Origin of the sequence: Vogesella sp. (assembly GCF_046297735.1) — a bacterium.
Taxonomy (GTDB): Bacteria; Pseudomonadota; Gammaproteobacteria; order Burkholderiales; family Chromobacteriaceae; genus Vogesella; species Vogesella urethralis.
The window spans coordinates 339,268-362,166 of the sequence record NZ_JBKBHK010000001.1 but is presented as its reverse complement, the minus strand read 5'-3'; the positions used below and the strand labels follow the sequence as shown (position 1 = coordinate 362,166).

Here is a 22,899-nt window from a genome sequence, read left to right as displayed (position 1 = left end):
CAGCACCGCTGCACAGGCTGATCAGCTTTGCAGATAGGGCTGCAGCGTTTGTAGCAGGGTATGGCAGCTTTGTTCAGCGCCTGGCATGGCTTCACGTACTTCTTCCAGCCTGCCTTCACGGGCGGCGCTTTCCATCTGGCGACAGCATGCGGCCAACTGTGGCGCCGCAATCGACAGACAGGTGCCTTTCAGGGTATGAGCGGCCATGACCACTGCTGTTTGGTCGTTACTGGCCAACGCTTCACGTAAGGCCGCCAGCTGTTTTGGGGCATCTTCGCAAAAGGCGGCCAGCAGGATAGGGAGAAACTGGCTGTCACCGTCACAGTTCGCCAGTGCTTGCTTGGCGTCGAATACCGGGCTGCTGTCTGCCACGGTTTGTGCCGGGGCAGGCGGTGGCGCCGGCGCATGGTCTGCCATGTCTTGTACGCCAAGTACGCGTGCAATCTCGGCAAACGTGCGGCTGGCATCAATCGGTTTACTGACGTAGCCGTCCAGCCCGGCCGCCAGATAGCGCTCGCGATCGCCGCTCATGGCGTTGGCTGTCATGGCGATGATGGGTGTCGGCGGCCAAATGCCTTGCTGCTGTAGCGCCCGGATGCGCTGGCTGGCTTCCAGACCATCCATCACCGGCATTTGCATGTCCATCAGGATGAGGTCGAACTGACTGCTTTCCAGCGCATCCAGCGCCTCCTGGCCATTGCCTGCTACAGTGACCCGGTAGCCGCGGCGGCTTAGGATGGTGACCGCCAGTTTCTGGTTGACCGGGTTGTCTTCTGCTAGCAATACCGACAGGCTGTGTTCCAGTTCGCGTACTGTGTGGCGTGTTACCAGCGCGGGTACAGGGTCATGCGTTTGTGCTTGGGCGCCTAGCAGTAGCTGCAAAGTGGTCAGCAGTTCATCCTGGCTGGCGGGTTTGGTCAGATAACCACGGATGCCCAGCGCCTGGCAGCGGCTGGCGTCACCACGCTCGCCAGAGGAGGTCAGCATGATGACGGTTGCGCTGCGCCTGTCTTGCTGTATCTGCTGGGCCACGTCGAAGCCCGACATGCCAGGCATATGACCGTCCAGCAGAATCAGCTGGAAGTCATGTTGTTGCAGCAGGGCCAGTGCGTCGTGACCGTCTGCGGCCAACGTTACCTGCATGTTCCAGTTACGTAGTAGAGAAGCCAGCCAGCTACGGTTGGTGGCGTTGTCGTCTACAACCAGAACAGCCAGGCCGTCCAGTTCTGCGGGATGGGGGCGAGAGGGTTGTTCGCTAGACAGGGCGACCGGTAGCGCAAAACGAAAGTCAGCACCTTGGCCCGGGTTGCTTTGCACGCTGATGTCACCGCCTAGCAACCGCACCAACCGTAGGGTAATGGACAGGCCAAGGCCGGTGCCGCCATAGCGGCGGGTCGTGCTGTTATCTGCTTGGGCAAAGGCGTCGAAAATAAGCTGCTGCTTTTCGGCAGGAATACCGATGCCTGTGTCCCGAACCGAACAGCAAAGCTCGAAGCGGCCATCCGCTCGCTGTTGGCCATCTACGCTCAATACGATTTCACCGCGATGGGTAAACTTGACGGCATTGCCCAGCAGATTGTTGAGTATCTGCCGCAGCCGTGACGGGTCGGAAATGATGCGATCCGGCAGGTCCGGGGCTACCTGGCACACCAGCTCCACCTGCTGTTTGCCGGCGCGCAGGGCAAAGGGATAGGCAGTTTGTGCAATCAGGCTGCGAAGCGAAAACGGTACCGCCTCGATAGCCATCTTGCCGGCCTCGATCTTGGAGAAATCCAGGATGTCGTTGATGATGATCAGCAGCGAGTCGGCCGAAGACTTGAGCAACTCCAGGTACTCGCGTTGTTCGTGGTTTAGCTCCGTATCCAGCGTCAGTTCGGTCATGCCGATGATGCCGTTCATCGGGGTGCGAATTTCATGGCTCATGTTAGCCAGAAAAGCACTTTTGGCTTCGTTGGCCGCTTCCGCCTGCGCAAGGGCCTGATCCAGCTCCCGGCTGAGTGTTTCGGCTTCTAGGCGTCGGCGTTCACTATTGGACAGGTTGCGGTACGCCAGAGCGGCAATCAGGCTGGTCAGCAACATCAGCGTCGCTGCCGTCGCGGCCACCGTGGTGTTGATGGTTTGCAGACTGCGGTTGCTCTCGTTTGCCTGTTCGGTCAAGCGGCTGTTGGCGCCGATGGTAAGCTCGCGGATGTTTTCTACCACGGCCTCCAGATCCTGCTGCAGCAGTTTTGCTGATTGGCGATCAAAGTAGCCACCGTCCGCCTCCAGCTTCTGGTCGGTTGCGGTAATCAGCTTTTGCAGTGGGCGCATCTGCCGCCCGTACCAGTTGCTGTCTTTGAACAGCAGGGCAAAGCGGTACTCTGCCAGCAGGGTAATACGGGACACCAGGATGTCATAACGCAACTGCAGCTCGTCGAGGTCTGCAACCTCGCCGGTGGTGGCGGCAACCTTGGCAGCCCCCAGCGCACGATAGTAGTCGATACCCAGCTGTGAATACACCCAGACCACGTTGTCTTCACCTTGCACCACAAACCGCTGCATCTCGGTTTGTTGACGCTGGTACAACAGTCCCACCACCAGCAGGGCGATGGCAATCAGGATGCCCAACAGCCACAGCTGGTTGCGTATGCGACGATTGCCTGGGTGTGCCGTCACCTTGTGCTGATCCTTTATTCGACCCGGATGCGGTTAACTTGCCATACGCAACGGGAGTAGATTTCCTTGGTACGCAGCTCGGGCTTCTTGTCAAAAGGGTAAATGATGAACAGGGGGCCTTTGTCACGCACGCTCAATACCTTGCCGTTGATCTTGCGTGCCAATACCACGTCGTATTTCTCGATGTCCGACAGCGGAATCTCGGCAGCATAATCATTCAGCGCCACAACGTACAACTTCTTGCCTTTCATGCCTACCTGTTTCATTACGTCACGAAACAGCGGCCCCTCGAAAGTCTGTGCTTCTTTGTACCAAGGCGTTTCTACCGTCAGCTTATGCTGTGGCAGTTTGTCCAGCATGGCAGCGTCAAACTGGACATCATTGCCAGCATTCTTTTCGCTTATCAGACCGGATACAGTCAGAATGGGCCGCCCTTTGGCAGCTTCCAGTGCCATGGCACTGGTGGAGGCGGTAACAAGCAGGGCGGCGGCGAGGGCGTGACGAACAAACTTCAGCATGCTGATGCTCCTTTGGTTACAAATAAGCAACTAATTATGAACTAATCTATTGATAGTTGTGGCTTGCGGCGGTGAAAAAAGTCATGCTTTACCGGTGCCAGCTTGGCTAACCCATCTGCTGCGACGGCCATACCCAAGTGAATAGCACTTTATTACGAGTATAGCCATTGCCATAAAACGGGCTGCCGGCTTTTATGCCGGCATGCCATCCAAAGGTCGCATCGTGACGATCTGCTATGATTCTATAATGAAATATATTCTCTCAGGGCTGGTTCTCTATGAAGATGACGGTTTTGATTGTTGATGACAATCCAACCAACCTGATGGTTTTGCGCCACCTGGTTGCCCGAATGGAAAACTGTGAGCCTTTAACCATGAGTAGCGGGGAGGCTGCCGTGGACTGGTGCGAAAAGAACACGCCAGATCTGATCCTCACCGACTACATGATGCCGGGCATGGATGGCCTTACCCTGGTGAAAGCGTTACGCCAGATGGCGCACATCCAGGACATCCCGGTGATCATGGTGACCACCAGCGACATGAAAGAGGTACGGCAGAATGCGCTGGAAGGCGGCGCTACCGACTTTCTGGCCAAGCCGGTTGACCCGGCAGAAACCCGTGCCCGCATTCAGAACCTGCTGAAACTGCGCCGCGCCCAGCGCCAGCTGCGCGAGGTAGCTGCCCAGGATTTGGTTATCCGGCTATCTCATATCGCCGAATCGCGCGACCCGGAAACCGGCAAGCACATCGAGCGCATGGCCTTTTATGCCCAGATCATTGCAGGTCGCCTAGGGCTGGGGCCTGAAATCGAAGAGCGCATTTTCCTGGCGGCGCCGATGCACGACATCGGGAAGGTGGCCATCCCCGATCACATCCTGCTCAAACCGGGCAAGCTGACGCCGGAAGAGTTCGAGATCATGAAAACCCATGCAGCTCGTGGTGCCGAGTTCCTGGCCAGCAGTGAACTGCCGTTGCTGAAAATGGCGCACGATATCGCCTTGGGGCATCACGAGAAGTACGACGGCAGCGGTTATCCTGCCGGCCTGGCAGGAGACGCCATACCGATGGCAGCGCGTATTGTTGCGGTGGCAGATGTGTTCGATGCGCTGACGTCGTCGCGGCCGTATAAACCGGCCTGGGAAATTGATCGCGCGCTGGACTTCATGCGTGCCCAGCGCGGCCAACACTTCGACCCACAGGTCTTGGATGCCTTTCTGTCGGCGCTGGACGATGTGCTAGCCATCCAGCAGCGACTCCAGGACTAGCGCCTGTGAGATGGCCAGCAAAAAGCCCCGACCTTATTTGGCCGGGGCTTTTTGCTGGTGCGGTTCACGCAGCTTGTTTTTCGCTCGCCAGGCTTACCTGACAGCCCTGCAGCACACTTTTGATCAACGTTAGTAATACGCGCTGCTGCCGTTTGCGTTGCATGCTGTGCCACTGCCACCAGTTGTCGGCACTGGGTATGGGGTACTGGCGCGACCAGTCGCGCAGCACGCTTTCGTATGATTGCACCAGATCGAGGGCGTCGTAACTTAGCGCCGTCTGGTCGGCCAGTGCACGCAGGATAATGCGGCGATAGCAAGCGGATTCGCCGCTGCTTTCGCGCAAGCATTGGCCAGTGAGGCGCCACGGCTGCTGCAGCATGGCGGTCAGCCAGATGCGGTGTTGGTGCCAGGTTTCGTTCAACTGCAGCAATGTGCTGTCATGACGGCTGGGAACATGCATGATGGCCTCCTTTTTTTGTGCGGTGCACAATTGCAGTTATAAGGGGTGCCGGTGGTTGCTGGCAAGCCTTGTGCATGCCTATGTGGCTGAGATTAAAAAGAAAATGGACATTTCTATTTTTTGCATATTGAATGGTGCGCAGCATTGTCTAGAATAAATTGACAAATACGGGAGTAGTAGCATGGCACTCAGCATCAATAGCAACCTCACCGCCCTGAACAGTCAGGCCCAGTTGCGGCAGACCGAGCAGGCCAAGCGCCAGGTGCTGGCCCAACTGGCGTCCGGCAAGGCGGTGAATGGTGCGGCAGACAATGCGGCAGGCCTGGCGATTGCCGAGGCTTTGCGCAGCCAGGTAGCGGGAGACAGTCAGGCCATTCGCAACGCGATAGATGGCATATCGCTGACCCAGACCGCAGACGGCGCACTATCGCAGTTGACCCAGAACAGCCAGCGCATCGAGGAACTGGCGGTGCAGGCCGGTAACGGCACGTTGAGTGCCAGCGACCGCGAAGCCTTGCAGAAAGAAGTAGATCAGCTGACGCAGGCCAATTCGCAGATCATCCAGAGTACCAACTACAACAGTACTGCCTTGTTCAACGGCGGCAGCAATACCACCTTCCAGGTGGGGGCCAATAGCAGTAGCGATGCCCAAATCAGCGTTACCGCGCCCAACCTGACGTCGGGCAGCACCGCGCTGAATGGCTACAACGCCAACGCCAATGCAACCGGTACCATCGACCTGTCCAATCCGTCGGCCGCTTTGTCGCAGATCCAGGCCGACCTGAAGCAGCTGGGCAATAGCCGTGCCGACCTGGGCGCCGCCAGCAACCGCTTCGGTACCGCTATCGATAATCTGACTACCTCGTCGATCAATGCCGAGGCGTCGCGTAGCCGCATCCAGGACGCCGATTACGCCGCAGCTTCGGCCGAGCTGGCCCGCCAGCAGATCCTGAGCAACAGCAGTGTCGCGGTGCAGGCACAGGCCAACCTGACGCCGCAATATGCGGCCAGCCTGTTGCGTTAGCCGGCGTGATTTCTCTGGCCCCTGCCGTACAGCTACGGCAGGGGTGTCAGCTTGCCGTATTGTGTGGCATGTCTTGACCGGCGGCGCAAACCCGGTTGCGCCCTTGCTCCTTGGCCTGATACAGCGCCATATCGGCTTCCATCATCAATTGACGCAGGTCGCAGTCGCCGCTGGTGCCACGGCTGACACCGATGCTGCATGTTTGCTGCAAACGCTGGCCGTCACTGCTCTGGATGGGCTGGCTTGCCAGGGCCAGGCGCAGGTTCTCTGCAATCAGCGTGGCGTGGTTGGCCGCATGACCGCTGAGCAACACCACAAACTCTTCGCCACCACTACGTGCGTACAAGGCATCGAACGGGGCCAGCTGATTACGCAGCAGGCGGCCAAGATGGGCCAGGACGTCGTCGCCAGCCAAGTGGCCATACACATCGTTGACGCGTTTGAAGTGATCCAGATCCATGACCAACAGCGCCAGTGGTATGTCACGGTTGGCGGCCAGTTGCGTTTTGGCGCGGTCATGAAACGCGCGCCGGTTGTACAGCCCGGTCAGCGGGTCGCGCATGGCCAGCTGGTAGAGACGGATTTCCAGCGATTCGAAGCAGACGAAAATGAAAGCCAGAATCTTGGCAAACTCCAGCATGATCAGCCCGAAATTGGCCATCGCAAAGTGCGGCGAGCTGGCCAGAGCGCCCTGGCTGTCATGCATGGCCAGCGTGATGCGTGCTACCTGACCCAGTAGCAGTAGCAGGATGAGACTGCACAGCAGCCGGTAGCCCAGGCGCTGACGATGGGCACTATTGGCGAACACCTGCAGCGTGAGCAGGTTAAACAAGATGTAGGTAGCGCTGTACAAGGCGGCGCGCAGCTCGAAGTAAGCCGGCGCGGAAGAGATGGCCAGCAGCACGCCGCTGGCGAGGGCTACCAGCACGCCCAGCAGGCGCCATGGTACCTGGCGTTGCTCCAGTGCCAGTGCGCCACTCCAGGTCAGGCCTAGCGCGACAAAAAGGATGATATTGGCGACGTCAACTGACAGCCAGGCTGGCAGTACCGCGCGCAGGGCAATCAGCAACATGCTGACACTGGCCAGGATGCCGCCCACGCCCCAGTGACGTAGCGCGCGTTCTTGCGGATAGCGCAGCCCCATCAGCAGCACGGCCAGGGTTAGCAGTGAGAATGTGGTGAGTTGCACGAAGTACAGCGTGCCAAGGTGCAGGGACATGTGCCATATGCTTTAAACCGAGTTTGGCAATAATAAGCTAACACTATGCAATCGTCGATGAAGTGCTGCCCTGTACTGGCTAGTCTGCAAGACAAAGCTGCCTCAGGTAACTACCCGCTGTGCGCAGGTCTTGCTCGATGGCGGCACGCACCCCGTCGGCATCGCCACCTTGCAGCGCCTGCAGCAGGGCGGTGTGGGCATCATTCATGGTTTTCCAGACGGCCAAGTCCTGGTGTAGCTGGTTGGAAATGGGGCCGACGTATAGCCACACTGTTTCGATCAGCGACAACAGCACCGGCGAGCCACTGGCCTGGTACAGCTGCAAGTGGAACTGTTCGTTGGCGTCCAGATAGGCCTTCACGTCATCGGCAGCAATGGCGTCGTCCATGTCGTGACACAGCGCGGCCAACTCGGCGCGGCTGCTTTCGTCCAGATGCTGGGCGCCCAGCCAAGCCGCCTGGCCTTCCAGCAGGATACGGTTGAGCAGGATGTCGTCAAACTGGCTCACCGTTAGCTGCGGTACAGCCACGCCACAGTTGGGCACGTTCACCAGTGCTCTTTCGGCGGCCAACCTTTGCAGCGCCGCCCGAACCGGCATCTGGCTGACGCCCATTTCGTCGGCCAGGTGCTTGATCTTCAGCCGTTCGCCTGGGAGCCAGCGGCCCAGCATCAGCCAGTGGCGCAGGGTGTCGTAGGTTTCATCTTGCAGGGTAGAGGCGGTAGCGGTCTTCATCGTACAAAGGCAGGTATGGGGCGCCCGCCAGCATAGCAGAAAGGCTACACACTGCGCGGCAATGATTTGATCAAATGTTGACTGTATTATTTGATCAAATCTATAGTGACCATCATCAAAACTGTCCGGGCCGCACACTGCGTGATACGCATGGTGAGCAGGCACGGCGGCAAGCCGAGGAGAGCAAGCATGAACGACACCCTGGCGGCGTTTATACGCCAGCACCAGATCCACGAAATCGAATGCGTGATTCCGGACATGACCGGCGTGGCGCGCGGCAAGATCGTGCCCAAAAACCTGTTTCTGGCGGAAGACAGCATGAAGATGTCCAAGGCGGTGCTCACCATCACCGTCAACGGCGAATTTGCCGAGTTCGAGCGCTTTGCCGGCGCCAACGACCCGGACATGGTGTGCCGGCCGGACCCGGCCACCATCCGCCTGGTGCCGTGGGCCATCGAGCCGGTGGCGGTGGTGATTCACGATTGCGAGGATTTCGACGGCAAGCCGGTAGGCATCTCGCCGCGGGCCGTGCTGCGCAAGGTGTTGAAGCTGTACGAGGACAAGGGCTGGCGCCCGGTGGTGGCGCCAGAGATGGAGTTCTACCTGATCCGCCAGAACAACAACCCGCACGAGCCGCTGCGCCCGCCGTCAGGCCGGGCAGGGCGCTCCGAGGTGGGGCGGCAGTCGTTTTCCATCGATGCGGTCAACGACTTCGACCCCTTCTTCCAGGAGCTGTCCGCCTTCTGCCAGGCCGCCGAGCTCAACGTGGAAACGCTGATCCACGAAGTAGGCGCCGCCCAGATGGAGATCAACTTCACCCACGGCGACGCCATGTCGCTGGCCGACCAAGTGTTTCTGTTCAAGCGCGCGGTGCGTGAAACCGCCTACCGTCACAACATTTTCGCCACCTTCATGGCCAAGCCGATGGAAGGCGAGCCGGGCAGCGCCATGCACATTCACCAGAGCATCGTGAGTACCAGTACCGGCGACAACATCTTCTCGCTGCCGGACGGCAGCCCCAGCCCGCTGTTCTTCCACCACATCGGCGGCATGCAGCGCTATCTGCCGCAGGCCATGCCGATGTTTGCCCCCTACGTTAACAGCTACCGCCGCCTCAGCCGCCACACCGCCGCGCCGATCAATGTGCGCTGGGGCTACGACAACCGCACCTGCGGCATCCGCATTCCGCCGTCCGGCCCGGCCGCGCGCCGGCTGGAAAACCGCGTGCCCGGCGTGGACGTCAACCCTTACCTGGCGATGGCGGCCACGCTGGCCTGTGGCTACCTCGGCATGGTCAACGCCATCGAGCCGTCGGCGCCAATGGACGACAGCGCCTACGACATGGACTACGAGTTGCCGCGCAGCCTGGAAGACGCGGTCGAGCTGATGCAGGCCTGCCCTGAGCTGGCCGACATTCTGGGCGAGGAGTTCGTGCAGGCCTTCTGTGCGGTAAAAGAGAAGGAGTTTGAAACTTTCAACCGCGCCATCACCGCCTGGGAGCGCGAGCACCTGCAGCTGCACGTTTGACACTTTTCGATATCGATAAAAGAGCCCGCGCTGTCTGCCAAGGTTGGCCGCAGCCATAGCCTACAAAGGAGCACACCATGACCACCGCACGCCACGGCATAGACTGGGACAAGGCCCAGGCCCTGATGGCCGCCGAACGCGACACCTTCATCAGCCGCATGCCGCGCTCGCGCGCGCTGTCGGCCGATGCGGCCAACCATCTGCTGTTCGGGGTGCCGCTGCACTGGATGAACGACTGGTCGACGCCGTTTTCGCTGTATGTGGACCAGGCACGCGGCGCCCGTTTCCGCGACGTGGACGGCCACGAGTACGTGGATTTCTGCCTGGGCGATACCGGCGCCATGTTCGGCCACAGCCCGCAGCCGGTGGCCGACGCCATCGCCCGCCAAGCGCAGCGCGGCTACACCGCCATGCTGCCCAGCGCCGACGGCGTATGGGTGGCGCAAGAGCTGGCGCGGCGCTTCGGCATGCCGTACTGGCAGTTTGCGCTGTCAGCGTCCGACGCCAACCGCTTTGCCATCCGCTGGGCACGCGCCATCACCGGGCGCAGCAAAGTGCTGATCTTTAACGGCTGTTACCACGGCACAGTGGACGACGTGTTCGTCGATCTGGTGGATGGCCAGCCACAAACCCGTGACAGCCTGCTGGGGCAGGTGTACGACATTACCCGGCATACGCGCAGTATCGAATTCAACGATCTGGCGGCGCTGGAAGCCGCGCTGCAGGACGGGCAGGTGGCCTGCCTGCTGGCCGAGCCGGCGATGACCAATATCGGCATGGTGCTGCCCGAGCCCGGCTTCTGGCAGCAGGCGCAGGCGCTATGCCGCCAGTACGGCACGCTGCTGCTGATCGACGAAACCCACACCATCAGCAGCGGCCCAGGCGGTTACACCGTTGCCTACGGCCTGCAGCCGGACTTGTTCGTGGTGGGCAAGCCGGTGGCGGGCGGTGTGCCGTGCGCCGTGTACGGCTTTACCGAAGAGGTGGCACGCCGCGCCGAAGATGCCAAGCGCCACGCACCGCCGGGGCATAGCGGCATTGGCACCACACTCACGGCCAACCTGCTGGCCATGGCCGCCATGCGCGCCAACCTGGCCGAGGTGATGACCGACGCCGCTTATCAGCACATGTTCGGCCTGGCCGAAAGGTTGGCAGCCGGCCTGCGCGAGGTCATTGCCCGCCACCGGCTGCCATGGTGCGTGACGCAGGTGGGGGCGCGTACCGAGTTCCAGTTCACGTCAGTGCCGCCGCGTAACGGCAGTGAGGCCGACCGCATCCTGGACGGCGAGCTGGAGCATATCGTGCACCTGTTCCTGTTGAATCGCGGCCTGCTGATTACGCCCTTCCACAACATGATCCTGGTCTGCCCGGATACCCGTGCCACGGATGTCGACAGGCTGGTACAAGCAGTGAGTGACTTTGCCGGTGCGGTAGCGCTGAGCTGACGATGCAGGCCGCATGTACGGGCTGGTGCGACATTCGTTACAATGCTGGCAAACAACCGCCATGCCTACGCCATGACTGACCAGCCCGACAAGCTTTCCGCCACCCCCGATAGCCGTTACGACCTGATTGTGCGCCTGCCAGAAGGGGTGGACCCCGCCACCTTGCGCCAGCCCCTGCTGCAGTCACTGGGTTTGAACCCGGTAAAGGCCGAACAGTTGCTGCAGCACCTTATCAACCACGGTGCCAGCCGTGTACGACGCGAGGTCAGCAAGGACGAGGCCGACATGGCCGCTGCCAGCTTTCAGGCTGCCGGCCTTGAAGTGGAAATCAAGGCCGTGTTGGCCCTGCTGGCCAAAGATGCCGTCGTTGCTGATAGCGAATGTCCGGGCTGCAAGCGCATGATGCGGCCCACGCCGCAGCGGCAGTGCCCGCATTGCGGCATTTTTCTGGACAAGATCGACCGCGACAAACTGCGCCAGAAACAGATACGCGACGAGGAGCTGCGCAAACTCAACGCTCGCCTGCAGCGCGAAGGCGAGCTGGCCAGTCAGCAGCAGCAAGAAGACAGTGAGCGCGCGTTGCGCAACCGCATCCGCGCCGAACTGGAGCGCGAGCTGGGCTTGCATCAGCCATGGCGGGCCTTTTTTCGTGGCACCCGCGGCGCCATTCGCGCCGGCGTGGTAGTGGGCATGCTGGGGCTGGCCTTCTGGGGCGGGCACCGCCTGGGGTCGCTGCCGGGCAGTCTGAACCCTGCGCAGCAGGCGCTGCTAGCGCAGGGGACGCTGGGTGCAGTGATGGCTGGCGGACTGCAAGGGCAGGCCATCGACCCGGAAGCCTTCGCCCAGTCACCGGCTGGCGCTGCGCTGGCGGCTGGCAGCGCGGACTCCTTGCTACAGCCCGGCGCCGCACCTGCCGGTGCCGAATGGCAGTCGGTAGCAGCCAGCTTGCAGAAGGAACGCAGCAGCCAAGGTGCCGGACTGGGGGAGAAACAACGGCTGACGCTCGCGCTGGTGGTGGCGCTGGCAGAAGCGGGCCAGGCGCAGCGGGCAAGCGAGTTACTGCAACGGCTGCAGGCAACGCCTGGCTACCAGGCAGAGCTGGCGCTGCCGGACGAGATGCTGGCAGCCACTTGGCTGCTGGTGCAGCGGCCAGGCGGCCTGGGGAAGCCGGCACTGGACGAGCAAGCCGCGCTGCTAGCCAAGCTGCCGCCGGCGCAGGCAGTGCCGGTAGCTGCGCGCATGGCGGCCGTACTGGCCGGCAGTGCGGCCTTGCCGCCAGCGCAATGGCAAGCGTGGCTTGAAAGTGCCGGCAAGCTGTGGCAACAGCTGCCTGCCGGCGTGATGCGCGACTACGCTGGCAGCCAGTTGCAACGCTGGTATGGTCAGACACTGCTCAACGCCCTGCAGGTAAACGCAGCCAAGGGGCGCTGGCAGGCCGCGCGCGAGCAGGGGGGCGACTTGCAAAAGTGGGCGGCGGCCAATCCTGGCCTGGTGGCGAGCGCGCTGCGTTTGCAAGCGGCCACGGCGCTGGGTGATGCGGCCACGGCAGAGCCACTGCGCCAACAGCTGGCCAGCCAGGCCTTGCAGGCGGTGCGTAGTGGCGACCCTTCCTTGCAGTTGCAGCAACTGGCCGACCATGTTGGCGATATCGACATCACTACCTTGCTGCCGCAACTGGCTGCGCTGGTGCCGGCGCAAGCGGCCAACCTGCAGCCCTTGTTGTACAGTAGCCTGGCCGTGCTGGCGGCCGCGAGTGGTCAACCGGCATCGGCTGCCGAGTACCAGCAGCGGGTGGCTGCGGGCCTGACCGCCAGCGACGGGCGTGATGCGCAGATTCTGGCGCTGAGTGTCAGCTGCACCACCCGTCTGGCACGCTTCTACCAGCTAAGCCGGCAGCCGGCGCTGGTCGAGCAACAGTTGCGCAAGGCTGCCGCCGTAGTGGTGCCCTTGCTGCCGGCCGCGCAATCTGCCGCCTGATTGGTCATGGTCTGAAAAGCACAAGGGCCTGTCGCTGGCGACAGGCCCTTGTGCTTTGACACTACCGCAGCGTTAGGCGTTGCTTTCCAGCATCTCGCTGGCGTGCTGGCGCGTGGTGGCGGTGATGTCTTCGCCGCCCAGCATGCGGGCAATTTCCAGCACCCGGCCTTCGGCGTCCAGCGGTGCAATGCGGCTGACGGTGCGGCCATCGTTGCTGGACTTGCTGACCCGCCAATGCTGATCGCCGCAGGACGCCACCTGTGGCAGGTGAGTCACGCACAGCACCTGGTAGCGTTCGCCCAGCTGTTTCAGCAGCTTGCCCACCACTTCTGCCACGCGCCCGCCAATGCCGACGTCCACTTCGTCGAAAATCAGCGTCGGCACGCTGGCCACCTGGCTGATCACCACCTGCATGGCCAGGCTGATGCGCGACAGCTCGCCGCCGGACGCCACTTTGGCCAGCGGGCGCAGCGTGCTGCCTTGGTTGGCCGCCACCAGGTACTCGATAGTTTCCAGGCCGTGCACCGTCGGCTCGCTGGCGGCAGACAGCTCGATGGCAAAGCGGGCGCCTTCCATCGCCAGGCGTTGCATTTCGGTGCTGATGCGTGCCGACAGCTCGCTGGCCGCCTGGCGCCGTTTGCCGGACAAGCTTTCAGCCTGTGCGCGGTAGCGGGCTAGTGCCGCCGCTTCGGCCACGGCCAGCGCGTCCTGATCGGTAGCCGCTTCCAGTGCGGCCAACTGTGCCTGCCAGTCTTGCAGCTTTTTCGGCAGGTCTTCCGGCTGGCAGCGGTATTTGCGCGCCATGCCCATCAGGGCGTCGATACGGGCCTCTACCTCCACCAGTTGCTGCGGGTCGTCATCGAAACTGCTGCCGTAGTCGCGCAGGCTGTACACCACCTCGCGCAGCTCGGCGTCGACCGAATCCAGCAGCGCCAGCGACTCGGCCAGACGCGTATCAAAGCCCGACAGCTTGCCCAGCCGGTTTTGTACCTGCGACAGCAGCGACAGGCAGTTGCCATCCATGTCGGACAGCACATCCACCGCCGCTTGTGCCGACTGTGCCAGCTCGGCCGCGTTGGCCAGCCGCGAATGCTGCTGGTTCAGTTGCGGCCATTCGTCTGCTTGCAGGTTGAGTTCGCTCAGTTCGCCGATTTGCCAGGTTAGCCGCTCGCGTTCCACTTCCGATTCGCGCAGCCGTTTTTCGGCATCCTCACGCGCCTTGCGCGCCTGTTGCCAGTCTTGCCAGGCAGCACGCACGTCCCGCGCCAGCTGGGTGGCGCCGGCGTAAGCATCCAGCAGGCCGCGCTGGGTGTCGGGGCGCACCAGCGACTGGTGCGCGTGCTGGCCATGGATGTCGACCAGGTATTCGCCCAGCGTTTTCAGCTGTGCCTGGGTGGCTTGCTGGCCGTTGATGAAACTGCGCGAGCGGCCGCTGCGGTCGATCAGGCGGCGGATCAGCAGCTCGTCGTCGTCGCCGGACAGCGCATTGTCGCCAAGCCAGGCCTTGAGGTCGGGCAGGCGTTGGATATCCAGGCTGGCGCTGATCTCGGCGCGGTCGGCGCCTTCGCGGATCTGCGCGATCTCGGCGCGGTCGCCCAGCAGCAGGCCAAGTGCATCCAGAATGATGGATTTACCGGCGCCGGTTTCGCCGGTGAGCACGGTAAAGCCCGGGGAAAATTCCAGCTGTAGCTGGTCAACGATGACAAAGTCTTTGACGTGTAGCGTCAGCAGCATGGCTAGATGCCTCAGAGCAGGCGCTCGCCCCAGTGGAGCTTGTGGCGCAGCATGTCGTAGTAGTTGTAACCCACCGGGTGCAGCAGCTTCAGCGTGTTGCGGTAGCTGCGGATGATGACCCGGTCCATTTCCATCAGGTCGCAATGCGACTGGCCGTCAAAGTGCACGCGTGCGTCCAGGCCTCGCGTCAGCATGAACTCCACCTCGCAGCTGTTGCTGACCGCGATCGGGCGGTTGTTCAGCGACTGCGGGCAGATCGGCACCAGCGCCACCGCTTGCAGGGTGGGGTGCAGGATGGGGCCGCCGGACGCCAGCGAGTAAGCGGTAGAGCCGGTAGGGGTGCTGATGATCAGTCCGTCCGAGCGCTGGCTGTAGACGAACTGGTTGTCGATGAATACTTCGAATTCGATCATGGCGCCCAGCGCACCGCGGCTGATTACCACATCGTTAAACGCCAGTGCGCTAGCGATTTCGGCGTCTTCGCGGATAACCGAAGCCTGTAGCAGGATGCGCTCCTCGGGGACGAACTGGCCGTCCAGAATGCGGTCGATGGCGTCCAGCATCTCGTGCAGCGGGATGTCGGTCATGAAGCCGAGGCGCCCCTGGTTGATCCCCACCAGCGGGACGCGGTACGGCGCCAGCATGCGCGCCACCGACAGCATGGTGCCGTCGCCGCCCAGTACGATGACCAGGTCAGCCAGCTTGCCCAGGTCGGTACGCTCGACCACCGGGTACAGGCCACCGGGCAGGTTGGCGCAGCTGTCGGCATCTACCACGATATGAAAGCCGCGACCGGTCAGGTGGGCGGCCAGGCTCATCAGCGATTCGATGATCTGCGGTTTGCTGTGGCGGGCCACCAGGCCGATCTTGTTGAATAAACGTGTCATGGTGTCGCTCAGTTGGCTTGGGTGGTCTGGTTGGCGTCCAGCGCCTTGAGGTAAAAACGGACCAGCTCGGCCAGTGAGTTGATATCCAGTTTCTCGAACAGTTTGGCACGGTGGGTTTCTACCGTGCGGTGCGACAGATCCAGTTCGCGGGCGATTTCCTTGCTGGAGCGCCCTTCGGCCACGTAGCGCAGGATCATGCGTTCACGCTCGGTAATACGCTCCAGTTTCTGGCGCACCTCCTGGGTTTCCGCTTCCTGCTTTTGCTGCTGGATGCTGATGCGAATGGCTTTCTTCAGGCTTTCCAGTAGCTGCACCGAATTCACGGGTTTGGTCAGAAAGTCGACGGCGCCGCCCCGGAAGGCACGCCGACACTCTTCCAGGTCGCCGTGGCCGGTAACGAAGATGATGGGCATCTGGATGTTCTGCAGGTTCAGCATGTCCTGCAGCGCGAGCCCGGAGGTTTGCGGCATGCGGATGTCCAGCACCAGGCAGCCGATCTCGTCCGGGTTGAAATGCTGCAAAAACGCCTCGGCATGTTCGAACACCTGTACGCGTAGCCCTTGGGTGCCGATCAGCAAGGCCAGCGAGTCACGTACTGCCGGGTCGTCATCAATGACAAATATCGTTGGTGTGGTGGAGGACATTTATGCGCTCACTCCTTCTATGTTGTGTTCAGTGTTCATGACCGGCAACTCGAAGTAAAACTCGGCGCCACCGGAGGGCAGGTTGCCGGCCTGCAAGGTACCACCCAGGTTTTCGATAATGGTATGGCTGATGGTCAGCCCCAAGCCCATGCCTTGTGACTTGGAACTGAAAAACGGCTGGAAGATACGGGCCTGGATGTCTTCGCTCATACCAGGGCCGTTGTCGCGTACGCCAACCCGCGCACGGTTAGCGCGCAGTTCGGTGTACAGAAACAGCCGGTGTTCGCCGGGCTGCGCCATCATGGCTTCCATCGCATTCTTACCCAGATTCAGAATGACCTGTTCTACCTGGATGGTATCGGCAAACACCAGCGGCAGCGAAGGCGCCAGGTCGGTTTTTACCACTACCTGATGGTCACGCAATTCGGGTTCAATCAGGGTAATCACATTCAGTACAGCCTGGTTCAGGTCTACCGGCACCAGGTCGGCTTGTTTGCTGGCGACGAATTCTCTTAGCTTTTTGACGATATGCCCAGCGCGCTGTGCCTGTTTGACCGACGAACGCAGGGCGCTAATCAGCAGGATGCGGTCCGGCTCCTCGTCTTCCAGCAAGCCTAGGCAGGCTTCGTTGTAACTGACAATCGCCGATAGTGGCTGGTTGATCTCGTGGGCGATGCCAGACGTCATTTCGCCCAAGGTGTTGATACGTGCCACCCGGGCCAGCTCGGCCTGGTGTTGCTTTAGGCGCGCTTCGCTGCGCTCGAGTGCCTCTGCCATGCGCTGACGTAACGGTGCCATATCACGGAAAGTAATTACCAAGCCGCGCAACATGCCGTCTTGGTCTGGCAATGGTGACACCGTTCCTTCCACATAAAACAGTTTGCCGCCTTGGTCGATGTAGGCATTTTCCGGCAGCGTCACTTGTTGGCCGCTGCGGATGCAGGTTTGTAGCGGGTCCAGTACTGCCTCCCGCGCCAAGTCGAAACGCAACTGCCATAGTTCGCTGAGCTGACGACCCTGCGCCTCAAGGGTATGCGTGCCCAGCAGTAGTGCTGCTTTGGGGTTCAGGTATTCCACTTGCAGGTCGCGATTGGTCACCAGTACCGCGTCGTCAATGCTTTCCAGCGTTACCATCGCCTGCTGCCGCTCGCGGTTCAGCGCATCGTGGTAACGCTCGCTCTGAAGTCGCTCGTTGTGTTGTGATGCGGCTATCAACAGCAGCAGCGCAGTAATCAGCGCCGCCGCGCCTGCTCCCAGCCCGTACAGGTACCAGGAGATATGACCCGGTGTGCCGTAGCGGGCTACCACCAGCTTGTAGGGAAAGTAGTCGCGGTCGATGGCCAGCTCGCTGTAACGCGGCGGGAACAACAGTTGCATCAGGCCGCTGCTGCCCGGGGTGTTGCGGTTGGCTTGCTGAAGGATAACCGCACCGCCACTGGCGCCGGCTGCCGGTAGCAAGCGAATGTCGAAGTCTTGCAGTGAATCGCCTTGCATGGCCAGCAGTGCTTCGGCGCGAATACCAACCGTAATGACGCCGATGGCTGCCGCCAACCGTTGCTCCGGTGCCGCTGGTGCTACGCCCTCGGCATAGATAGCCTTGACGAAGCCGAAGCCATGGCCGCCTTCGCGCATCTTGTAGGGGCGTGTAATCTCGATGTCCGTGCTGCGGATGGCACGTTGTACCGCCGGCCCCAGCTGTCTGTCGTGCAGGATGTCCAGCCCCTGCATGAACTGGTAGCGGTTGCCGTTGGCAGGCTCGGCGTCGATCAGCGGAATATAGAACGGTCGCACGGTGGCCGGTCGCCACAGCTGGTTGTCCAGCCAGCCGGGGTCGGCGTCGGCGTGGTAGTCCTTGATCAGAAACGGTTGGTGGCGCTGGAAGCTGACTGACGCTTCGAAGTTTTCGCGCTCCGCCAGGCTGATCTTGGGCTGAAAGCCCATCAGGTAGATATACGGGTAGCGGGCACCGATACCTTGCGCATATTGGCGAAAGCGCAGCCGGTCCATGCCGTAGTTGGCCGCAGAGAGCTCGGAAAAGCCGTATACGGCGGTTTCGCCGATCAGCAGGCGTTCTTCCAGCGTTTTCTTGATATGCAGAGTGGTGGCGTCAAATTGCTGCTGCCGGCTTTCTTCGGTGAGCAGGATGGCGGCGATCAGAATGGCAGTCGCCAGCAGCACCCATAACAGCAGGAAGCTGGCTTTCACCCGGCGCGGCAGTTCATGCACCATTTGCGGCCATTGCCGCAGCGGAAACAAGCCGGTGGTAAGCGGAGAGGGGGCACTGGCGGGCATGGTGGCCGAGGCGGCAGGATACAGGGGGAAGCAATTGTAACGCATCCGGGCCGCGCAGCTGCAACTGACATGCCGCCCGGATGCCAACTCTGCCCGTTGCTAGCCTTTTAGCGGGGCCGGGGCGTAGCTGTACAGCTTGTGCAGCTTGGGTGCAATGACCGCCTGGCAATAGCCGGCGTGCTGGTTGCGGGCAAAGTAGTCGTGATGGTATGCCTCGGCCGGGTAGAACACGCTGGCTGCCTTCACCTGGGTGACGATGGGGCTATTGTATACGCCGTCGGCTTCCAGTTTGCGGATGCAGGCTAAGGCCGCCGTGTGCTGTCCCGCATCATGGGTATAGATGGCAGAGCGGTATTGGCTACCCACGTCGTGCCCTTGCCGGTTCAGTGTGGTGGGGTCGTGGGTAAGAAAGAATACCTGCAGCAGCGTGTCGTAGCTGACGGTGTCAGGTTGATAGGTAATTTCGATGGCTTCAGCGTGACCGCTGTCGCCACGACATACGCTGGCATAGTCGGGGTCGGGCTGGTGTCCGTCGATATAACCCGGCACCACGTCCAGTACCCCCTGCAATTGGCGGAAGACTGCTTCGGTGCACCAGAAGCAGCCGCCAGCGAGGGTGGCTTTGGCAGTATTCATCAGCATGCTCCTTTCTAGGTTGTGGGCAAGGTGTATCGCGCCAATGCGCTGCGCACGGTCTGGCAATGGATGGCGACGGTATCGGCAATCGGCACCGCGTAGCCGCCGGCCATCATGATAACCAGTGGCCATTGCCGTTGCTCACATACGTCAAATACCTGTAGATCGCGTTGTGACAGGCCGGCCATGCTGAGGTTCAGTCGGCCTAGCCGGTCACCACGATAAGGGTCGGCACCGGCCAGATAGAACACCATGTCGGGCTGGAAGCGGTGTTGAAGGGTGTCCAGTGCGTCGGTCAGTGCCGCAAGGTAGGCGTGATCGCCGGTGTCGTCCGGCAGATCTACATCCAACGTAGAAGCCACGCGGCGGAAGGGGAAGTTTTTTTCGCCGTGTAGCGATAGCGTGAACACGCTGCTATCGCCGGCAAACAGCTCGGCGGTACCGTTGCCCTGGTGCACATCCAGGTCGATGACGGCGGCGCGCCGGATCAGGCCCTCCTGTTGCAACACGCGAATGCTGACAGCTACATCGTTGAACACACAGAAGCCCCCGCCCTTGGCGTGGGCGGCGTGATGGGTGCCACCAGCCAGGTTAACGCCGCAGCCGTAATACAGTGCACTGCGTGCCGCGGCCAGCGTGGCGCCCACCGAGCGGCGGCTGCGCTCCACCAGCGCCGCACTCCACGGCAGGCCGATCTCACGCATGATGGCGGGGCTGATGCTGCCATCGAGCATGCGGCCAACGTAGTCGGGGTGGTGCGCCAGCACCAGCTCTGCCGGGGTGGCAGCCGGCGCTTCAGCCAGACGATCAGGCGCCATTGCCGCCACGGCCTGGCCGAGCATGCCGTACTTTTCGGCGGGAAAGCGGTGGCCGGCAGGCAAGGGCAGGGCGAACTGGTCGGTGCGGAAGATCAGCACGCGGCCTCCAGCAGGGCAAAGCGCGGCTGGGCGATGCCATCAATGATGACCGTTTCGCAGAACATGGCGAGCGGGCGCACCCACAGCCCCTGTTCGCCGTACAACGGGCGGTACAGCGCCATCCACTCGCCGCTTTCGCTGTGACGCGCCACGTCGATCAGTTGGTATTCATTGCCCTTGTAGTGCCGGTAACGGCCGGGGGTGATACTGGGCGGTGTCATGCCGGTTCTCCTGATGAAAGGCTGCGCATTGTGCCGTGTGGCCGTCGGCTTCACAAATCTGCTGGCCGCTGCCAGGCCATGGTGAGGAAGACTTCGTCGCGGACAAACCCCAGCCGGCGGTACAAAGCCTGCGCCGGCAGGTTATCGTGGGCGGTTTCCAGCCATAGCGTGGCACCTGGTGGCAGCGCGTACTGGATGCTTTGCAGCAGCCGGGCAGCCACGCCATGGCGACGCCACGCCGGCGCAACGTACAGATCGTGCAGCAGGTCGTTACGCTGCAGCGTCAGCGTGGAGTGGCCGTGATAGCACAGCGCAAAGGCAATCACATCGCCGTGGTGCAGTGCCAGCCACAAGCTGGCTTCCGACTGCTGCAGGCGCGCACGCAGGTACGGCTGCAGCGTGGTCGTGTCGCTTTCCAGGCCGTAAAAGCGGCGATAGGCCACCAGTAGTGGCAGCATGGCGTCGATGTCAGCCACGCCGCCCTGGCGCAGCAAGATTTCGTGGGGCGTGGTGCCGTCTGGCGGGCTTGTATACAATGCGCTGCTCCCTTGCTGTGGTGAAATCATGAAAATTGTACTGGCCCCGATGGAAGGCCTGGTCGATGACGTCATGCGTGACGTGTTGACGCGTGTTGGCGGTATCGATCTGTGCGTGACCGAGTTTGTCCGCGTCACCAATTCGTTGCTGCCGGTGCGCACCTTCGAACGGCTGGCACCCGAGCTGGCCCATGCTTCGGCTACCCGCTGCGGCGTGCCGGTACGGGTGCAGCTACTGGGTTCGGAGCCGGGCTGGCTGGCCGAGAACGCCATACGCGCTGCCGAACTGGGTGCTGCCGGGGTGGATCTGAATTTCGGCTGCCCGGCGCCGACTGTCAATCGCCACCGTGGCGGCGCTGTGCTGCTGAAGGAGCCTGAAGTGCTTTATAGCATTGTGCAGGCGGTACGCGCGGCGGTGCCCGCCAACGTGCCGGTGACGGCCAAAATGCGCCTAGGCTACGAAGATACCAGCCTGACGCTGGCGTGCGCCGATGCCATTCAACGCGGCGGTGCACAAGAGCTGTGCGTGCACGCCCGCACCAAGGTGGAGGGCTATCGCCCCCCGGCACACTGGGAATGGCTGGCGCGTATCCGCGAGGCGGTGGCCATCCCGGTGGTCGCCAACGGCGAAGTGTGGACACTGGAAGACTACCAGACCATTCGCAGTATCAGCGGCTGTGACACGGTGATGATAGGCCGCGGTTTGGTGTCGTGCCCCGATCTTGGCGCGCGCATCCGGCATTGGCAGCAAACCGGTGAGGCGCAGCAGCAGGCGCCCTGGGCGGTGGTGCTGGGCTGGGTGCATGACCTGGCGCAACAATGTCAGTTGCGTGCAGAGGGCGGCAACTATGCGGTCAGCCGCACCAAGCAGTGGGTAAAAATGCTGCAGCGCAGCTATGGTGAGGCGGAAAGTTTTTTTAGTGAAATCAAAGCTTTAAATGATTTTTCTGCGCTTGAAGACGTCTTTGCGGCACATTTATCGCGGACCTAGGTAGTTTTACGCATAGCCGTAACGGGATTCGGGTTATATCATTATCCCACCTTCCGAATTTCCTGCTTTCCTCGCAGACAGTTCAGAAGCGGGTTTTGTACCCGAACTTCTCAAGGCCTCCTGATTTGTGACGACTCAGGAGGTTATTTTTTTGTGCCATTCTGCGGCGCGGTTTTGCATTGTCGACAGCTATACTGTGCGCAGTGTGCTCGCACAGAATAAGGACTACGTCGTCATGCCCCGTCACTGCCTTGGTTTTTCCTTTGCCCCCGTCTTGTTTGCTGGCTTGCTCGCAGGCTGTGCCAGCTTGCCAGTTGAGCCTCCTGGCCAGTTGCGCTCCGAACAGCTGCACGTTCTGACCGAAGACATGCGTCTGTTGCGCGTGAATGCCAATCACCCCTCTCGCGTGCTGTCCGATACCGCACTGCAAGGCCTGGCGCCCGGCGACGTACTGGTCGGTATCGATTACCGTGTCGCACGTGGCGTGTTGTACGGCCTGTCACGGCAGGGGCGCATCTATATGATCAACACCGACAGCGGGAAGTTGATGCAAGTGGCCAGCGTCGCCTTGCCGACATTGCAGGGTGAACAATTCGGTTTCGATTTCAACCCCACGGTAGACCGCATGCGGGTTGTCAGCAACCGTGGCGCCAACCTGCGCCTCCATCCGGACAGCGGTGTGCAGATCGATGGTAATGCCAATGTTGAAGGGCTGCAGGGCGACACGGCTTTGCACTACTTGCCCGACGATGTGAACGCCGGCAAGGTACCAGCGGTAATGGCAGCGGCTTATACCTACAATGCACGCAACGACAAGCTGACAACCATGTACGCCATCGATGCCCGTGAGGGCACGCTGGTCATGCAGGGGTCGAAAGAGGGTGTGCAACCATTTGTATCACCCGACAAGGGTGGTTTGCGCACGATTGGTAGCCTGGGTTTGCCCGGTTGGGATGTAATTGGTTTACACCCTGGTGGCCAAGGCTACGGCGCAATACAGCGTGCTGCTTTCGACATCTCCGACGTCAAGAACATTGCCTTGTTGGCTGCCAGCCAGCGCTTGGGGGCCAGTCAGTTGTACGAAGTGAATCTGGAAAGTGGCAGGGCCACCCGGCTTGGCCGCATTGCCCAGGGGCAGCCGCTGGCGGGGCTCGCCATTATCCCCTGAGCTTACAAGTGCTGCCTGCCAGCAGAAACTAAACAGCCAGTTGGCAGATG

The 22,899-nt window shown here is 61.4% G+C and carries 20 protein-coding genes; 7 read left to right on the top strand and 13 right to left on the bottom strand.

Annotation, left to right across the window (positions count from 1 at the left end):
* Positions 1 to 21: 21 nt before the first annotated feature.
* A complete protein-coding gene (locus tag ACK4FZ_RS01635) occupies positions 22 to 2,655 on the bottom strand; it encodes a response regulator (RefSeq protein ID WP_409817996.1) in 2,634 nt (877 codons plus the stop codon).
* Between the two features lie 14 nt (positions 2,656 to 2,669).
* Positions 2,670 to 3,173, bottom strand: a complete 504-nt coding sequence (locus ACK4FZ_RS01630; RefSeq protein ID WP_409817995.1) for a molybdopterin-dependent oxidoreductase — start codon at positions 3,171 to 3,173, stop codon at positions 2,670 to 2,672.
* Between the two features lie 278 nt (positions 3,174 to 3,451).
* On the opposite strand from ACK4FZ_RS01630, the gene ACK4FZ_RS01625 reads away from it, so the two are divergent.
* Complete coding sequence (locus ACK4FZ_RS01625; protein ID WP_409817994.1) at positions 3,452 to 4,438, top strand: HD domain-containing phosphohydrolase; 987 nt, start codon at positions 3,452 to 3,454, stop codon at positions 4,436 to 4,438.
* Positions 4,439 to 4,502: 64 nt separating this feature from the next.
* Here the strand turns inward: ACK4FZ_RS01625 and ACK4FZ_RS01620 are convergent, their stop codons facing one another.
* Positions 4,503 to 4,898, bottom strand: coding sequence for a hypothetical protein (locus tag ACK4FZ_RS01620; protein ID WP_409817993.1), 396 nt, complete (start codon positions 4,896 to 4,898; stop codon positions 4,503 to 4,505).
* A 181-nt stretch (positions 4,899 to 5,079) separates the two neighbouring features.
* On the opposite strand from ACK4FZ_RS01620, the gene ACK4FZ_RS01615 reads away from it, so the two are divergent.
* The gene (locus ACK4FZ_RS01615) at positions 5,080 to 5,922 is read left to right on the top strand and encodes a flagellin (RefSeq protein WP_409817992.1); all 843 of its coding nucleotides are present in this window, start codon (positions 5,080 to 5,082) and stop codon (positions 5,920 to 5,922) included.
* A gap of 46 nt (positions 5,923 to 5,968) precedes the next feature.
* Here ACK4FZ_RS01615 and ACK4FZ_RS01610 read toward each other — a convergent pair whose 3' ends face one another.
* The gene (locus tag ACK4FZ_RS01610; protein ID WP_409817991.1) at positions 5,969 to 7,141 is read right to left on the bottom strand and encodes a diguanylate cyclase; all 1,173 of its coding nucleotides are present in this window, start codon (positions 7,139 to 7,141) and stop codon (positions 5,969 to 5,971) included.
* Positions 7,142 to 7,220: 79 nt separating this feature from the next.
* Positions 7,221 to 7,874, bottom strand: a complete 654-nt coding sequence (locus ACK4FZ_RS01605; protein WP_409817990.1) for a GntR family transcriptional regulator — start codon at positions 7,872 to 7,874, stop codon at positions 7,221 to 7,223.
* Between the two features lie 189 nt (positions 7,875 to 8,063).
* Between ACK4FZ_RS01605 and ACK4FZ_RS01600 the strand changes: the two genes are divergently transcribed.
* The 3 genes from ACK4FZ_RS01600 (at position 8,064) to ACK4FZ_RS01590 (ending at position 12,823) form a co-directional block, all read left to right on the top strand.
* Positions 8,064 to 9,401 (top strand): glutamine synthetase family protein, encoded by a 1,338-nt coding sequence (locus ACK4FZ_RS01600; RefSeq protein WP_409817989.1) that lies wholly within the window; start codon positions 8,064 to 8,066, stop codon positions 9,399 to 9,401.
* Between the two features lie 77 nt (positions 9,402 to 9,478).
* The gene (locus tag ACK4FZ_RS01595) at positions 9,479 to 10,846 is read left to right on the top strand and encodes an aspartate aminotransferase family protein (RefSeq protein WP_409817988.1); all 1,368 of its coding nucleotides are present in this window, start codon (positions 9,479 to 9,481) and stop codon (positions 10,844 to 10,846) included.
* Positions 10,847 to 10,918: 72 nt separating this feature from the next.
* The gene (locus tag ACK4FZ_RS01590; protein WP_409817987.1) at positions 10,919 to 12,823 is read left to right on the top strand and encodes a hypothetical protein; all 1,905 of its coding nucleotides are present in this window, start codon (positions 10,919 to 10,921) and stop codon (positions 12,821 to 12,823) included.
* Positions 12,824 to 12,895: 72 nt separating this feature from the next.
* On the opposite strand, the gene recN is transcribed toward ACK4FZ_RS01590, so the two are convergent.
* From recN to ACK4FZ_RS01550, 8 genes are all read right to left on the bottom strand, one after another.
* Positions 12,896 to 14,557, bottom strand: coding sequence for a DNA repair protein RecN (gene recN / locus ACK4FZ_RS01585; RefSeq protein WP_409817986.1), 1,662 nt, complete (start codon positions 14,555 to 14,557; stop codon positions 12,896 to 12,898).
* 11 nt (positions 14,558 to 14,568) lie between these two features.
* Positions 14,569 to 15,444 carry an NAD kinase gene (locus ACK4FZ_RS01580; protein ID WP_409817985.1) on the bottom strand — a complete coding sequence of 292 codons (876 nt, stop codon included), beginning with the start codon at positions 15,442 to 15,444 and terminating at the stop codon, positions 14,569 to 14,571.
* 8 nt (positions 15,445 to 15,452) lie between these two features.
* Positions 15,453 to 16,088, bottom strand: coding sequence for a response regulator transcription factor (locus tag ACK4FZ_RS01575; RefSeq protein ID WP_409817984.1), 636 nt, complete (start codon positions 16,086 to 16,088; stop codon positions 15,453 to 15,455).
* The gene (locus ACK4FZ_RS01570) at positions 16,089 to 18,380 is read right to left on the bottom strand and encodes a CHASE domain-containing protein (protein WP_409817983.1); all 2,292 of its coding nucleotides are present in this window, start codon (positions 18,378 to 18,380) and stop codon (positions 16,089 to 16,091) included.
* A gap of 99 nt (positions 18,381 to 18,479) precedes the next feature.
* A complete protein-coding gene (msrA, locus tag ACK4FZ_RS01565) occupies positions 18,480 to 19,016 on the bottom strand; it encodes a peptide-methionine (S)-S-oxide reductase MsrA (protein ID WP_409817982.1) in 537 nt (178 codons plus the stop codon).
* A gap of 14 nt (positions 19,017 to 19,030) precedes the next feature.
* On the bottom strand, positions 19,031 to 19,933 hold the full coding sequence (locus tag ACK4FZ_RS01560) for a histone deacetylase (protein WP_409817981.1): 903 nt from the start codon (positions 19,931 to 19,933) through the stop codon (positions 19,031 to 19,033).
* Positions 19,927 to 20,154: a DUF1653 domain-containing protein gene (locus tag ACK4FZ_RS01555; RefSeq protein ID WP_144373608.1), complete on the bottom strand. Its 228-nt coding sequence runs from the start codon at positions 20,152 to 20,154 to the stop codon at positions 19,927 to 19,929. The genes ACK4FZ_RS01560 and ACK4FZ_RS01555 overlap by 7 nt, the downstream gene beginning before the upstream one ends.
* Before the next feature lie 50 nt (positions 20,155 to 20,204).
* A complete protein-coding gene (locus tag ACK4FZ_RS01550) occupies positions 20,205 to 20,690 on the bottom strand; it encodes a GNAT family N-acetyltransferase (RefSeq protein WP_409817980.1) in 486 nt (161 codons plus the stop codon).
* Positions 20,691 to 20,718: 28 nt separating this feature from the next.
* Here ACK4FZ_RS01550 and ACK4FZ_RS01545 point away from each other — a divergent pair, with 28 nt between their 5' ends.
* Positions 20,719 to 21,681, top strand: coding sequence for a tRNA dihydrouridine synthase (locus tag ACK4FZ_RS01545; protein WP_409817979.1), 963 nt, complete (start codon positions 20,719 to 20,721; stop codon positions 21,679 to 21,681).
* Positions 21,682 to 21,988: 307 nt separating this feature from the next.
* Positions 21,989 to 22,849, top strand: coding sequence for a DUF4394 domain-containing protein (locus tag ACK4FZ_RS01540; RefSeq protein ID WP_409817978.1), 861 nt, complete (start codon positions 21,989 to 21,991; stop codon positions 22,847 to 22,849).
* Positions 22,850 to 22,899 lie beyond the last annotated feature (50 nt).